Here is a 14,240-nt window from a genome sequence, read left to right on the forward strand (position 1 = left end):
TATACATTCGATCTTTTCCGTCAATGCGGCGGAATAAACCTGCGTTATCTCGCTGTTTGTCGGAATTGCCTTGTCAGTCATTGGATTATTTCAGCGTTGTAGGGCGGCAGCCGGTTGCACTTCGCCGTCCGACTCGGCCATACTGCTGCCATGTCCCGCACCGACGACGTCATCAACGGCATCAAACAGCTCATCCTCCGCGGCGAGCTGCGCCCCGGCCAGCGCCTCCCCGTGGAGAGCGAGCTCGCCGCCACGCTGGAGGTGTCGCGCGGTTCGCTCCGCGAGGGCGTCCGCGCGCTGTCCATCCTCGGGGTCCTCAACACCCGCCAGGGCGACGGCACCTATGTGACCAGCCTCGACGTCTCGAAACTGCTGGCGCCGCTGGGGTTCCTGGTGGACCTCCAGGGCGAGGGGCAGGCCGAGCAGGTGCACGCGATCCGGCGGCTCCTCGAATGCGAGTCGGCCCGCCTCGCGGCCCCGCGCATCACCGGCGACGCCCTTGATGAAGCGGACGCGCTCCTCGACGAGGCGCAGCTGATCCTCGACACCAAGCCCGAGGAGCACGAGCGGATCATCGAGATCGACATCGCGTTCCACCGCCTCATCGCCGACCACTCCGGGAACACCCTGCTCGCGGGGATGATCGAGGCGCTGGCAGGGCGCACGGTGCGCGAGCGGCTGTGGCGGAGCCTGCGGGAGGACGGCGCCGACCGCCGCGCGCACGAGGAGCACCTGGCGATCTGGCGGGCCCTGCGCAGCGGCGACGCCGACGCGGCCCGGGTGCGCATGGCGAACCACCTCATCGGCGTGGAGGAAGCGGTCCGCCGTCTCGCCGACGAGCGCCCGGAAGCGGCAGATCATTCGAATGCCACCACCTCGGCGTCGTAGGCGCCGAGGATGAACCCGCCGTCGTGGCGCGCGTCGGCGAGCACGCCGGTGCCCTTGCCGTGGAACGCGATCGGTTTCGGTTCGGCGTCGAGGTTGAGGTAGAGCACGTGCCGGTCATCCAGGGCGCGGGCCATGACGCCCGCGGGGACCTGCGGGCCGGGGGCGACGCCGAGGCGGGCGAGTTCAGAGTCCAGGAGCGGGTCGAGGATTTCACGCCGGGCCGGGAGCGCGACGTAGACGGCGCGTCCGGCGCCGTACCGGTTGGCGGTGACGAGCGCCGGGCGCCCGTCGAGCCCGGCGGCGCGGGCGAGGACGTCGGCGGTGCCGGGTTCCACCAGGTCGAACCGGGGCGTCGCGGCGGTGATCGTGCGGCCGTCGTACTCGACGTCGAGCTGCTCGACGCCGGTGCGGCCCAAGGCGAGTTCGTTGAGCATCGCGGTCTCCTCGTAGGAGCCGACGCGGATGCCGAAGACGTCGTCGAGGCGGCCCGGACGGGTGGCGGCGAACGCCTGCCCGTCGGCGTCCAATGTGGCTGAATACGAGGTCATGATCGCGGTGCCGCCCCGCTCCACGAAGTCGCGGACGCGTGCGGCGGCCGCTTCGTCGAGGACGAGCACGCCGGGGATGACCAGGAGCTTGTAGTCGAGGCCGCTGCGGGCGAGGTCGACCAGGCGCGCGTCGAGGTTGCGGTCGAGGACCGCTTCGAACGCGGTCCGCGCCTGGGCGTCGTGCCGCTCGGGGAGGGCGGCGCTCGCGATCTGGCTCGGGAAGTCGAGGGCCACGGCGATCTCGGGGCGGGGCCGGTAAGGGAAGCCGCTGCCCTGGAGCTTCGCGAACTCGGCGGCGATCCGCCGGTACTCGTCGAGCTTGCGGTTCGGTCGGCCGTCCCAGTCGACCATGCCCTGGAGGAACTGCTCCTCCCCCGCGTGCATGGTCTGCCAGGTCCAGCCGCACACGAGCTGGTTGCCGAGCATGAGGGACGCGTACGCGGACTTGCGGATCGAGCCGGGCACGGCGGTCATGGTGGTGAACTCGGTGCACCAGAACGGGGTCGTGTTCTCGTACTGGATGCGGGCCATGCCGAACAGGGCGCCGCGCAGGCCGTCGTCGCCGATAGCCGTGCCGCCAGGGTAGAAGCCGTTCCCCGCGCGCGTGATCCGTCCCTTGTAGGCGATCGGCGCGTAGTCGAAGTGCTTGCCGTCGGCGTAGTACCACATGTTCGTTGTGGTGAGGACGCCAGGCGCGTTCGCGTCGACCACGTCGAGGAGCTCGCCGAGGTAGGTCTCCACTTCGTGCGAGACCAAGCGGCGGAAGTCGAGCACGCGCTCGGGGGCGCCCGAGTAGGTGCCGGACTTCGGGAGGCCGACGTCGGCGAAGTCGCCGACGCGGCGGGACCACCGGTGCCCGGCCCAGGCCGTGTTCAGCGCCTCGACGGTGCCGTACTTCTCCTGCAACCAGGCGATGAAGCGGGCCCTGACGGTCTCGGAGTAGGAGATCGGGCCGTCGCCGGGCTCGTTGTCGATGCCGAACGCGGCCAGCGCGGGGTGGGCGGCGTAGCGTTCGGTGACCTTGGCGGCGAAGCGCATCGCGTGCGAGCGGAACGCGGGGTCGCCGACGTCGTCCATGTACCGGTGGTTGGGGTAGAGGCGGTTCCCGTTCGCGTCGACCACGTCGATCGACGGGTGCTTGCGGTGCAGCCACAGCGGCGCGGGGCGCACGGCGAGGTCGAGAACGACGGCGATGCCGTGGTCCTGCATGAGGTCCATGACCTCGTCGAACCAGTCGAAGGTGAAGACGCCGTCGCTCGGTTCGAAGGTGTCCCAGGCGAGGTGGCCGAGGCGGACGAGGCGGATGCCGGCCTCGCGCATCATCGCGGCGTCGCGGCGCCACGTGGCCGGGTCGGAGTCGTGCGGGTGGTAGTTGGCGCCGACGATGAGGTCGGGCAGGTCCTGGCCTGCGGCGGAGCGGTTCACGGGTGTCCTCCGGTTCGGCGGTTCAGTAGACCTTGATGGAGTCGACGTCGATCGGCCGCTCCGGGAACGAGAGCCGGACGGCCTTGGCGAGGCGCACCGGGAACTCGAATTCCGGGGAGGCGTCCGATCCGGCGTCGGCGCAGTGGAGCGGCTCGAAGGTGTCGCCGTCAGGGCTCGTTTCGAGAACCCACGGGTGGACCGGGGGTTCGGCGAAGCGGACTTCGATCCTGTTGACCTCGTAGGGGAATTCGAGGCTGGCGGTGAGCCACGCGCCGGGGCCGCGGTCGGCGGCCCGCCAGCATTCGGTGCTGCGCGGGTCGGTCGCGTGGCCGCCGCCGTGGCCGGGGAGGGCGCTGCTGGCGGCGACGGGGCGGTAGTCGGCGAGCGAGTAGGTGCCCGCGCCTTCGGGCGCCTCGGTGATGTACGGGGCGGGCGGCGCGAGCCTGCGCGGCCGGACGGGACGGGGCTCGCCGACCGCGGTGAGTTCGATCTCGACCGGGGCGAGCCCGTCCGAGGCGGCCCGGATGCGCTGGCGCCCGGGGACGTAGCTGCGGAACTCGATGGCGACGGCGCCGTCGTTGAGGCTCTCGGTCTCGGCGCCGAGGGTGATCGCGGTGCCCGAGGGGAAGAGTCCCTCGCCTTCGACGACGGTGAGCGTGACGGACCGCTCGGCGGCGACCCGCTCGCCGTCCGCGTCGAGGAACTCGACGATGAGCTGGGCGTCGCCGGTGCCGTCGGTGGGGATCTCGTCCGCGTCGGCGCGCAGGCGCATCGCGGCGGCCTCGCCGGGCGGCGGGAACGCGGGCGGCGCGATGCCGAGCAGGCGCTCGCGGTACCAGTGCCAGGGGCGGCGCGGGAGCCGGTAGTAGTCGATGAGGCCGTTGCGGCCGCCGCCCTTGGCGATCGTCTTGTAATGGAAGGCGCACCAGAAGAGCTTCCCCGAGCGCCACGGGTAGTCGGTCTCGACGCCGTGGTGCCACTTCACCTCGTACTCGCCCGCGCCGTGGCCCTGCACGCCGTGGTACTCGGACACGATGTTCGGGATGCCGGGGTCCATGAACAGCTCCGCGCCGTCGCCGTTGTACCCGGCGATGTCGCCGAGCACGTCGAAGCCCTTGCGCTGGGCGCCGCCGACCGCGGCGGGCCGGGTCGGGTCGAGGACGTGGACGAGGTCCACGAGCTCCACGGTGAGCGCCTTCGCCTTGTCGACGACGCGGTCGTTGGTGAAGAACGCCTCGTTCCCGACGCTCCAGACGACGATGCTCGCGTGGTTGCGGTGGGTGCGGATCATCTCCCGCAGGGACTGCCGCAGGCTCTCCTCGAAGTCGGCCTCGTGCTCCTCGTGGACGGGGTAGGCGCTGGCGGTCCAGTAGCCTTCGGCCTCGTAGCCGCCCATGCCCCAGAAGTGGAGCTCGGACCAGAACAGGACGCCCTGCCGGTCGCATTCGGCCGCGAAGTACGGGTGGTGCGGGTAGTGGGAGCCGCGGATCATGTTCATGCCGATGGCCTTCACGAGCGCGACGTCGCGGCGGATGCCCGCCCTCGTCCCGGCGTCGCCCCAGCCGCCGCGGTTCTGGTGGACGTTGGCGCCGTGGAGGTCGAGGTGCTCGCCGTTGAGGAAGAAGCCCCGGTCGGCGGTGAACTCGAACCAGCGCACGCCGAACTCGGTGGACTGGGCGTCGCGGGCCTCGCCGTCGACGGACACGGTGGCAGTGAGGTCGTACAGGTGCGGGTGGTCGGGGTGCCACAGCAGCGGGTCGTCAAGGGCCCCTTCGAGTGCCACGGTCGCGGTGGCGCCGCCGGGGATCGTGGCGCGCTGCGGTCCGAGGTCGGCGACGGGCCGGCCGGCCTGGGTGACCGCGGCGGTGACGTCCACGTCGACCGGGTGCGGCTCGTCGTTGACGACCTCGACGGCGGCGCGCACGAGGGCGCGCGCACGGTCGGCTTCGGGGGTGGTGACGCCGAGGCCGTGCCAGTCGATGCGGACCCGGTCGGCGACGATGACGCTGACGTCGCGGTAGATGCCGCCGTTGAAGCTGTAGTCGCCGCCGCGGGGCGCCAGGCGCGGGTTCCAGTGGTTGTCGACCCGCACGAAGACCTCGTTGGGTCCGGGTCGGACGAGGTCGGAGAGGTCGACGGTGAAGGGCGTGTAGCCGCCGTCGTGGCGGCCCGCGGGCCGCCCGTTCACGAACACCTCGGCGGTCTGGAACACGCCGAGGAACTCCAGGGCGATCCACTTCCCCGCCCACGACTCGGGCACGTCGAGGGTGCGGCGGTAGCAGCCGTGGCCGATGTAGAAGCGCAGCTCGCGGAAGTCCGGCAGGTCGAAGGAGTGCGGCAGGCCGACGTCGAACCAGTCGGGGTCGGCGGGTTCGCGCTCGGCGCCGGGGTGCTCGCCGTAGGCGAAGGTCCAGCCGTCGTTGACGAAGCGGTGCTCGCGGATCATGCGGGGGGCCTTTCGAAGGTGGGCGGTGAACCTTCACGAACAAGTTTCGGGAAGGTTCACGATAGGGTCGTGAAGAGGTGGTGTCAAGGGTGCGGCAGCGGTCAGGCCGAGCCCCTCCAGAGGAGCCTGGAGGGCACCGATCGCTCGATCGGGTCGATGCGGGCGAAGTCGGCGCCGGCGAGGATCTCGACGATGTCCATGACGTGCCGGGCCAGCTCGTCGCGGTCGAGCGCGATCGAGGTGAGCGGCGGATCGACCGCCTCGCCCAGCGACAGGCCGTCGACGCCGACGATGCGGACCCGGCCGGGCACGTCGATGCCCAGCGCGTGCGCGCTCTGCACGGCGCCGAGGGCCATGAGGTCGTTGAACATGAGCACCGCGTCGGTGTCGGGGTGCCGCTCCATCAGCTCGGCGAAGGCCCTGCCGCCGCCGGAGATCGACTCGTCGCCGATGACGACGCCCGACAGCGCCTCCCCCACGGCCTCCTCGTACCAGCGGCGCCGCGCCGAGGGCTCGTAGGTCCCGAAGTACCGCTGGAAGTGGCCGGACTCGACCATCCCGAAGCGCCGCGCCCCGCGGTCGCGCAGCTCCTTGACCGCCTCCTGTATCCCGGACTGCATGTCCAGGCCGACCGAGTGGAAGCCGGGGAGGCGCTCGGCGTCGTGCGGGACCTCGGACTCCATCCGCACCACCGGGAGGCCGCCGCACACGTCGCGCAGGCGCTCGTCGGCGATGCCGAAGTGGCCGACGATGACGTCCACTTGCGGCGCGAGGAGGCTCAGCGCCTCCTCGACGCCGCTCTCCCCCGCCGTGAGCATGATCTGCCAGCCGCGCTCGGCCGCGGCGGCGAGGAGGGACGCGGCGATGTCGGTGTAGTACGGGTTGCCGAAGGACGCCACCATGACGCCGAGCGCGTGGGTCTTCTCGCGGGTCACGAGGTTGCGGGCGAAGCGGCTCGGGCGGTAGCCGAGGCGGTCGGCGGCCTCCAGGACCTTCCGCCGCGTCGACTCGCTGATGCCCCACGCGTCGTTCATCGCCCGCGAGACGGTCTGGCGGGACACGCCCGCCGCCTCCGCGACGTCGATGATCGTCACCCGCTTCGCCACGTGACCGCTCCTTCCCCGTTGCGGGCCATCGTATTGGCACCCGCGGTCGAGGGTTCGGCGCGGGAGCCGCGGCGGCGGAGCGCGTCCGTGTCCACGGGGAGGGCGGCGCGCACGTCGGCGCGGGCGGCCTCGACGATCGGCGGCAGGTCGGCGCCGCGGAAGCCGCGGGCCGCGCCGACGATGAGCCTGCGGCCGTCCCAGGCGGCGGCCACGGCCCGGTCCGCGCCCGCGGCGACGAGCCATTCGGCGTCGCCGTCCTCGAAGACGCGGACCTCGACGCCCGGATGCGGCGAGGAGAACGAGAAGCCGCCCTGCGCGACCACCGGCACGGTCGTGTCGGCGACCAGCACGCGGTCGGCGGCGCTCAGAAACGCCTCCATCGCGTGCGGGCCGTTCTCGACCCGCACGAGGTCCGCGAGGCCGAGACGCCGGTGGCCGGGGGCGGCTTCCGTCGGGCCCCAGTGCCAGCGGAGCCTGCCGAGCGCCGGGGACGCTCCGGCCTCCGCGGGCCGCGCGGAGTCGAGGGAGAGGTCGAAGTCCTCGATCCCGGGCCCGCCGCGCAGGGCCGCTCGGAACGGGCCGCTCCCCAGGAGGAAGCGCTCGTGCGCGGGCGCACGGAGGTCGACGGGGCTCGGGTGCGCAGCGCGCGGGTCGTCGGGCGTCACGGCCTCCTCCTCAGCGGTGGTGAACCTTCACGATAATGTTCCGGCGACTCGGGGGCAAGAGCGCAGACCTTCCTTCATCGCCGCGCCGAAAGATACGATGTATGAGATTCGAGCACTCAAGCCCTTGAATCTATCGGGCCTAGATTTCTGGGCAAACCAGTCATAATCAGGGCAGTTTGTTTCACTAGTAAACACTGTCATCAGATTTTTAGGGGCGCGAACTCTTGTGCGCGGCCACGACGCGGGTTAGTTTCATATATCAACAAAACCAAATCGATGGCTCCCCGCTGCCCGCCGACTCCCCTCCGGGCAGCTGCCTGCGAGAGGACAGTTCCATGCAATCCCCTACCCCCTCAACGCCGTTCAAGCGCCGGTCCCTGTTCAAGGGCACCGCGCTGGGCGCCCTCGGCGCGGCGGGCCTCCCGTTCGCCGCCGCCTGCTCCGACATCGAGTCCAACAACGGCAGCACGCAGGCCACCGAGGGCTTCGACTTCCTTCCCACGCACGAGGACTGGCCGCTCCCGGTCCAGCCCGACCTGGTCGGCGAGCCGCCGAACCACCCTTCCGCGTTCACGTCCTACCCCGAGCCGGTCCAGGCCATCACCGACCTGCCCTCCGGCACCGGCTCCTACGAGCTGACCGTGCCCTGCTGGGGCACCCCGCCGGCGCAGGACGACCCGTACTTCGCAGCGGTCTCCGAGGCCTGGGGCGGCACGAAGGTCACGCTCCGCCAGGGCGACGGCATGACCTACGGCGACACGGCGGTCCAGTGGGTCAAGGCCGACGAGTACGGCGACGGCATCCAGCTGTTCAACTACATGACCGGCTCCTTCAGCAACTTCCAGGAGACCGTCGTCAACTCCTTCTACGACCTCACCGAGATCGTGCAGGGCGACATCGCCGAGCGCTGGCCGCTCCTGGCCGCCCTGCCGACCGACTCGTGGGGACAGGCCGTGTGGTCCAAGGACCCCGACGACCCCGACACCGCGGGCATCTACGCCATCCCCATGACCTACAGCGGCGGCCAGGGCAACGGCATCCTCGCCCGCACCGACCTCCTGGAGGCCGAGGGCCTGGCGATGCCGACCACCGTCGAAGAGCTCCTTGAGGTCTCCCGCGCGTGGACCACCGACTCGCGGTGGGCCTTCGTGGGCCTGGACTGGTTCATCGGGCAGTGGTTCGGCCTCGGCGGCATCGACGGCTGGAACTGGGACCCCGAGCAGAAGAAGATGGTGAACAACATCGAGCGGCCCGAGTTCACCGAGCTCATGGAGTTCCGCCGCACCCTCTGGGACGAGGGGCTCATGCACCCCGACGCCCCGACCGGGACCCTCGACGCCGCCGCGATGCAGGAGGCCGGGCAGGTCATGTTCACCCAGGACAACCTCGTCCGGTGGGACGACTTCAACCAGAAGGTCAAACGGGGCGAGGCCGAGGGCGCGGTCGCACCGCTCCCGCCGCTGGCCGCCAAGGGCCGCACGCCCATCGTGACAGTGTCCCCCGGGATCGCCGGCTGGACCTTCCTCAACAAGAGCCTCTCCAAGGAGCAGGTCGAGGAGATCCTGGACGTCGCGAACTGGTGCGCCGCGCCGTACGGCACCACCGAGCGCCAGCTGCTCGAATACGGCGTCGAGGGCACGCACTTCGACTTCGGCGCCGACGGCAACCCCGTGTTCTCCACGCCGGGCGTGGAGATCGTCAAGAACCCGGTGAACTACAAGGCGTTCGCCCAGGTCGACACCTTCCTCACGGGCGACCCCGACATGGTCGCCGACCGCTTCGAGTACAACGCCTCGATCCAGCAGTACATCGTGGAGCCCCCCTTCCAGGGCATCCGCATCGAGGCCCCCGCCGCCGCGAAGGCCGCGGGCACCACCCTGTGGGACCAGCAGCAGGACATCGCCTTCGGGCGCGCCGAGCTCTCCTCCATCCCCGAGATGGTCGAGACGTACCTCGACAACGGCGGCGAAGAGGCGCGTCAGTACTACACCGACGCTTACAAGGCCGTTTACGGCGAAGAGTAGTGAACCGGTGGGGCGGTCCGAGGGGGCCGCCCGACCGCCCCTGCAACGGATCTAGACGACTGGAATCTCAAGCGATGGCAACACTCCAGAGCACGGCACCCCCGGAAGCGGCCCCCCGCCCGCCCGTGGTCAGACGCAAGCGCACGGTGCGCCAGCGGCTGCGCCACGACTGGCCCCTCCTGCTGCTCGCCCTTCCCGTGGTCGCCCACCTCATGGTGTTCCACTACTGGCCCTCGGCCTGGAACATCATCGCGTTCATGGACTACAGCCCGTACCGGCCGTTCTGGGAGAACCCGTTCGTCGGCGTCGCGTGGTTCGGGCGGCTGTTCAACGACCCGTACTTCACGCCGGCGCTCCTCAACACCCTGAAGTTCGCGGCGCTGAACCTCCTGTGCATGTTCCCGCTGTCAATCGTCCTGGCCCTGGCGATGAACTCGATCATCTCCATTAAGGTGCGCAGCGCGTTCCAGTCCGTGGTGTATCTGCCCCACTTCTTCTCGTGGGTCCTGGTCGTCACCGTGTTCGTGCAGGTCCTCGGGGCCGACGGCCTGGTCTCGAACTGGCTCCTGGACGCCGGCGGCGAGCGCCTGAACTTCACCTCGAACCCCGACTCGTTCCTGCTGCTGGTGTGGATGCAGTGGGCGTGGAAGGACGCGGGCTGGGGCATGATCATCTTCCTCGCGGCGCTCGCGTCGATCAACCCGAGCCTGTACGAGGCCGCGGCCTCCGACGGCGCGAACCGGTGGCGCCGGATGTGGCACATCACGCTGCCGGGCATCCGGCCGGTCATCATCCTGCTGCTGATCCTCCAGATCGGCGGCATCCTCTCCGTCGGCTTCGAGCAGTACCAGTTGCAGCGCCAGGCCGTCGGCTACCAGGCCACGGAAGTGCTCGACACCTACGTGTACTACCAGAGCATCGTCGGCAACCAGGGCGAGTCGTTCGGTACCGCCGCGGGCCTGTTCAAGGGCGTGATCGGTCTGATCCTGATCCTCGTCGCCAACAACATCGCGCACCGCTTCGGAGAGCAAGGGATCTACCAGAAGTCATGACCGCCATCGCCGCACCCAAACCCAAGCCCAAGCGCCGCACCAGCAACCGCCCCGTCTGGGACGAGGAGCCCTCGCTCGCCGGCAAGGCCGTCAAGGCCCTGTTCCTCATCTGCTACGCCGCCGCGATCGTCCTGCCGATCTGGGCGGTCGTCGCCACCAGCTTCGCGAGCGAAGCGGCGCTCCAGCGGGCCGGCGGGAACCTGCTGATCCTGCCGACCGACGTGAGCCTCCAGGCGTACCGCGAGATCTTCTCCGGCGGTGCGCTCACCGACTCGCTGGTGCTGACCCTGACGCTCACCGCCGTCGGCACCGCGATCAGCATGGTCCTCACCATCTGCGGCGCCTACGCGCTGTCGCGGACCGGTTCGCTCCTGCACCGCCCGATCCTGTGGCTCATCCTGCTCACGTTCCTGTTCGGACCGGGCATGTACCCGAGCTTCCTGGTGGTGCAGCAGCTCGGGCTGTTCAACAGCTACTGGTCGCTCATCCTGCCCGGCGCGGTGGGGACGTTCAACATCATCATCCTGCGCGCGTTCTTCATGAACTCGATCCCGGGGGAACTCCTGGACGCGGCCAAGATGGACGGCGCGGGCGAGTTCCGCACCCTGTTCACCATCGTCCTGCCGATGTCGAAGGCGATCCTCGCCGTCATCGCGCTGTTCTACGCCGTGGGCTACTGGAACATGTACTTCCAGGCGGTGCTGTACACGCCCGGCCTGGAGACCCAGCCGATCCAGGTGGTGCTCCAGCGGATGCTCATGTCCACGCAGGGGCTCCCCGAAGGCGCGCAGGCCGCCGCCCAGTACCAGGACCAGGGCGAGTCCGCGCCCACGGCGGCGCTGAAGATGGCCGTCGTGGTCTGCACGATCATCCCGATCGTGATCATGTACCCGTTCATCCAGAAGCACTTCACCAAGGCCGTCATCACCGGCGCCGTGAAGGGGTAGAAGCTCTCGGTCCGTGAGGGGATTCGAAGAGAAGGGCGTCCGGATTCGTTGCCGGGCCCGGACGCCCGCATAAACCGCGAAGGCGGCCGTCCTGTCCGGACGGCCGCCTTTCCGGTGCTCAGGCAGTGCGTTCGAGGTACGACGCCGTCAGCTCCACGAGGCGCTCGCGGGCCGGGACGGTCTCGAAGCCGTGGCCCACGCCGTCGAAGACGTGCAGGTCGAGCCGGTCGCCGTACAGGCCCTGGTACTCCCCCAGGAGCCGCGTGCCGAGCACGAAGTCCTCGGAGCCCACGGCCAGGAGCACCGGACCGGGGTAGGCGGCGGCGGCGGCGAACGGGTCGATGCCCGCGGCGTCGTCGACGAACCCCTGGTGGACGGGCAGGCCGCCGAAGTCGTCGTAGCCGTGCTCGGCGATGGCGTCGGCGCGGCGCTTCGCGCCCTCCTCGCCCATCGCGACGGCCCCGGCGGCCGGGGCCCACAGCGCGAGCGAGCGGACCGGCCGCTTCGCCGCGGCGAGCTGCGCGGTGAGCCCGCCGAGGCTCATCCCCATGAGCGACAGGCGGTCCGGGTCGACCGCAGGGTGGGCGGCCAGCGCGTCGAGGACGGCGAGGGCCTGGGCGACCTGGTCGGAGACGGTGAGGTCGGCGAAGTCGCCGTCGGAGTCGCCGCATCCGGCGAAGTCGAAGCGGCAGGCGGCGACGCCGCGGGCGGCGAGGCGTTCGGCGAGGCGCACGAACGTGTAGCCGAACTCGGCGCGGTTGCCGCCGAAGCCGTGGCAGAGGGCGACGGCGGGGGCGTTCGGCGCGGTCGGGAGGTGGAGGACGCCGCGGAGGGTGCGGCCGTCGTGGTCGATGTCGATGTGTTCCATGCGGACCTCGTCTGATCGGGAGTTGTCTGGAGGGGTCATCGGTGCTGCCTGCGGTAGGCGGCGGGCGGGAGGCCGCATTCGAGCGTGAAGGCGCTGTAGAAGCGGCTGACGGAGCTGAAGCCGGATTCGGTCGCGACGGAGGCGATCGGGAGGGCGGTGGTGACGAGCAGGCGGCGGCCTTCGGCGAGGCGGCACCTGGTGATGTAGTCGCCGATGGTGGTGCGGACGATCTTGCGGAAGTGGGTCATCGCGTAGTTGGGGTGGAGGCGGGCGGCGGCGGCGACGTCGGCGACGGTGAGGGGTTCGCGGAAGTGCTCGGCGATGTGCCGGACCATGGTGACGGCGTGCTGGAGCGCGGGGTCGGCGCCGGTGTACTCGTGTTCGGGTTCCCGGGGGGCGTCGAGGGCGAGGCGGCGGACGCGGGCCTCGACTTCGAGGAGGAGGATGCGGCGGCGCTCGGGCTGGCCGCTGGCGAGGTCGGCGGCCCACTGGGTGAAGTTGGCGGGGTCGGATTCCTTTGCGGCCGTCGGGGGTGCGATGAGAGGGATGCCGGAGAGGAGGCGTCCGACGAGGGCGGTGGGGAGGCCCCAGCCGAGGAAGGTCGCGAAGGGCACGTGGACCCAGTGGGCGCGGGTGGCGGCGTTGGCGACGAGCTGGTGGGGGACGGCGGCCCAGAACGCGGCGACGGAGCCGGGGCCGACCTCGACGGGCAGGCCGCCGAAGAGGTAGAGCATGGTGCCGCCCTCGGCGACGAAGTTGATCTCCAGGTCGTCGTGCTGGTGGGCGGTGTCCATGAGGACGGGGCGCCCGGCCCAGCCCACGAGTTCGGGCGGGGCGATCTCGATCTGAGGATCCAAGAGATACACGCTCGCTTCGATGAAGAATTCTCCGATCAGAACTTATACGGTGGTGCCGCAGCGGCCGTCACCGGCCGCGTCCTGTGACCACATGGCAAGAGGAGTCGTTGTGTTCTCGATCGGTATCGTCGGCGCGGGCCAGTTCTCGGGCGCGTTCGCGAAGCTGTTCAACGCCCACCCGGGGGTCTCCCGGGTCACCGTCACCGACCTCGTGGCCGACCGCGCTGCGACGCTCGTGCGGGAGCTGGGCCTGGCGGGGGCGGAGGACGACTTCGACGCGATGCTCGCCTCCGACGTCGACGCCGTCGCGGTCTTCACGCAGCGGTGGACGCACGGGCCGCTCGTGGTGCAGGCGCTGCGCGCGGGCAAGCACGTGTACTCGGCGGTGCCGATGGCGTTCACCGTGGAGGAGATCGGCGCGATCATCGAGGCCGTGAAGGAGACCGGCCTGACGTACATGATGGGCGAGACCAGCCAGTACAACCCGACGACGGTGCTCGCGCGGCAGAAGGCCGCCGAGGGCGCGTTCGGGCGGGTGTTCTACGCCGAGGGCGACTACGTGCACGACATGGACCACGGGTTCTACGCGGCGTACCAGTACAGCGGCGGGGAGGACTGGAAGCGCACCGCGAGCTTCCCGCCGATGAAGTACCCGACGCACGCCGTGGGCGGGGTGCTCGGCGCGTGGGACACGCACGCGGTGAGCGTGAGCGCCATCGGCGTGCCGGACCGGCGCGGCGACGGCGTCTTCGACAAGTCCGTGAGCATGTTCGACAACGACTTCTCGAACGCCACCGCGCTGTTCGAGACGGCCGACGGCGGCAGCTTCCGCACCAACGAGTTCCGGCGCGTCGGCCTCGCCCACTGGATCCCCGAGTCCCGGTTCACCTTCTACGGCACCGAGGGCATCCTTGAGCAGAACTCGCGCGCCACGTTCTGGCACAAGCGGTCCGCAGAGCTGGAGGACGTCACGGAACTCGTGCAGCCCGGCTGGGCGACCGGCGCGGACGACCCGGTCCTCGCCAAGGTCGACCCGGCGCTGCACGACTCGTTCATCTCCGGGCACGCGCCGGTCCACGACACCTCTGCGCTGCCGGTCGAGTTCAAGGGGCTCGGCAACGGGCACATGGGGAGCCACCAGCTGCTCGTGCACGACTTCGTGACGGCGGTGAACGAGCAGCTGCTGCCGAGCGTGAACGCGTGGACGGCGGCGCGGTACACGCTGCCCGGTCTCATTGCCCACGAGTCGGCGCTGCGCGGCGGCGAGCGGCTGAAGATCGACGACTTCGGCGACGCCCCGCGGGGCTAACGCGCGGTTCCGCCCGGCGGGCATCGGGCGGCTCGCGCCGCCGCTCGCCCGTCCGGGCGTGCGGCGCATGTTCGCGCCGGGACCGGGTAGCCCGGGGGGTGAGCA

The 14,240-nt window shown here is 70.5% G+C and carries 11 protein-coding genes; 5 read left to right on the plus strand and 6 right to left on the minus strand.

Translation table 11 applies throughout. From position 1 onward, the window contains the following. Window positions 1-150: 150 nt before the first annotated feature. Window positions 151-888: a FadR/GntR family transcriptional regulator gene (locus B0I28_RS23545; RefSeq protein ID WP_106366308.1), complete on the plus strand. Its 738-nt coding sequence runs from the start codon at window positions 151-153 to the stop codon at window positions 886-888. On the opposite strand, the gene B0I28_RS23550 is transcribed toward B0I28_RS23545, so the two are convergent. The 4 genes from B0I28_RS23550 to B0I28_RS27470 form a co-directional block, all read right to left on the minus strand. After that, window positions 858-2,861, minus strand: coding sequence for a beta-galactosidase (locus B0I28_RS23550; protein ID WP_106366309.1), 2,004 nt, complete (start codon window positions 2,859-2,861; stop codon window positions 858-860). The genes B0I28_RS23545 and B0I28_RS23550 overlap by 31 nt on opposite strands. 22 nt (window positions 2,862-2,883) lie before the next feature. Next, window positions 2,884-5,307 carry a glycoside hydrolase family 2 protein gene (locus B0I28_RS23555; RefSeq protein WP_106366310.1) on the minus strand — a complete coding sequence of 808 codons (2,424 nt, stop codon included), beginning with the start codon at window positions 5,305-5,307 and terminating at the stop codon, window positions 2,884-2,886. 101 nt (window positions 5,308-5,408) lie between these two features. Further along, window positions 5,409-6,413 carry a LacI family DNA-binding transcriptional regulator gene (locus B0I28_RS23560; protein WP_181245923.1) on the minus strand — a complete coding sequence of 335 codons (1,005 nt, stop codon included), beginning with the start codon at window positions 6,411-6,413 and terminating at the stop codon, window positions 5,409-5,411. Continuing rightward, a complete protein-coding gene (locus B0I28_RS27470; protein ID WP_181245924.1) occupies window positions 6,398-7,078 on the minus strand; it encodes a hypothetical protein in 681 nt (226 codons plus the stop codon). Before B0I28_RS27470 ends, B0I28_RS23560 begins: the two co-directional genes overlap by 16 nt. Before the next feature lie 335 nt (window positions 7,079-7,413). On the opposite strand from B0I28_RS27470, the gene B0I28_RS23565 reads away from it, so the two are divergent. The 3 genes from B0I28_RS23565 (at window position 7,414) to B0I28_RS23575 (ending at window position 11,101) form a co-directional block, all read left to right on the plus strand. Continuing rightward, entirely contained in the window at window positions 7,414-9,102 is a 1,689-nt protein-coding gene (locus B0I28_RS23565; protein ID WP_106366312.1) for a type 2 periplasmic-binding domain-containing protein, read from the plus strand. Between the two features lie 74 nt (window positions 9,103-9,176). Continuing rightward, entirely contained in the window at window positions 9,177-10,154 is a 978-nt protein-coding gene (locus tag B0I28_RS23570; protein WP_106366313.1) for an ABC transporter permease subunit, read from the plus strand. Further along, window positions 10,151-11,101 carry a carbohydrate ABC transporter permease gene (locus B0I28_RS23575; RefSeq protein WP_106366314.1) on the plus strand — a complete coding sequence of 317 codons (951 nt, stop codon included), beginning with the start codon at window positions 10,151-10,153 and terminating at the stop codon, window positions 11,099-11,101. The genes B0I28_RS23570 and B0I28_RS23575 overlap by 4 nt, the downstream gene beginning before the upstream one ends. Window positions 11,102-11,219: 118 nt before the next feature. Here the strand turns inward: B0I28_RS23575 and B0I28_RS23580 are convergent, their stop codons facing one another. Together B0I28_RS23580 and B0I28_RS23585 are read right to left on the minus strand one after the other, a co-directional pair. Next, a complete protein-coding gene (locus B0I28_RS23580) occupies window positions 11,220-11,969 on the minus strand; it encodes an alpha/beta hydrolase family protein (protein ID WP_181245925.1) in 750 nt (249 codons plus the stop codon). 35 nt (window positions 11,970-12,004) lie between these two features. Further along, window positions 12,005-12,826 carry a helix-turn-helix domain-containing protein gene (locus B0I28_RS23585; protein WP_106366316.1) on the minus strand — a complete coding sequence of 274 codons (822 nt, stop codon included), beginning with the start codon at window positions 12,824-12,826 and terminating at the stop codon, window positions 12,005-12,007. A gap of 91 nt (window positions 12,827-12,917) precedes the next feature. Here B0I28_RS23585 and B0I28_RS23590 point away from each other — a divergent pair, with 91 nt between their 5' ends. Continuing rightward, complete coding sequence (locus B0I28_RS23590) at window positions 12,918-14,135, plus strand: Gfo/Idh/MocA family oxidoreductase (protein ID WP_106366317.1); 1,218 nt, start codon at window positions 12,918-12,920, stop codon at window positions 14,133-14,135. The last annotated feature ends 105 nt before the right edge of the window (window positions 14,136-14,240 follow it).

This window comes from Glycomyces artemisiae, assembly GCF_003002955.1.
Taxonomy (GTDB): Bacteria; Actinomycetota; Actinomycetes; order Mycobacteriales; family Micromonosporaceae; genus Glycomyces; species Glycomyces artemisiae.

What these genes read in the sequence shown, in the direction of transcription:
- B0I28_RS23545 (WP_106366308.1), top strand. Translation starts at nt 151, where the DNA reads ATGTCCCGCACCGACGACGTCATCAACGGCATCAAACAGCTCATCCTC.
- B0I28_RS23555 (WP_106366310.1), bottom strand. Translation starts at nt 5,307, where the DNA reads ATGATCCGCGAGCACCGCTTCGTCAACGACGGCTGGACCTTCGCCTAC.
- B0I28_RS23565 (WP_106366312.1), top strand. Translation starts at nt 7,414, where the DNA reads ATGCAATCCCCTACCCCCTCAACGCCGTTCAAGCGCCGGTCCCTGTTC.
- B0I28_RS23570 (WP_106366313.1), top strand. Translation starts at nt 9,177, where the DNA reads ATGGCAACACTCCAGAGCACGGCACCCCCGGAAGCGGCCCCCCGCCCG.
- B0I28_RS23575 (WP_106366314.1), top strand. Translation starts at nt 10,151, where the DNA reads ATGACCGCCATCGCCGCACCCAAACCCAAGCCCAAGCGCCGCACCAGC.
- B0I28_RS23580 (WP_181245925.1), bottom strand. Translation starts at nt 11,969, where the DNA reads ATGGAACACATCGACATCGACCACGACGGCCGCACCCTCCGCGGCGTC.
- B0I28_RS23590 (WP_106366317.1), top strand. Translation starts at nt 12,918, where the DNA reads ATGGCAAGAGGAGTCGTTGTGTTCTCGATCGGTATCGTCGGCGCGGGC.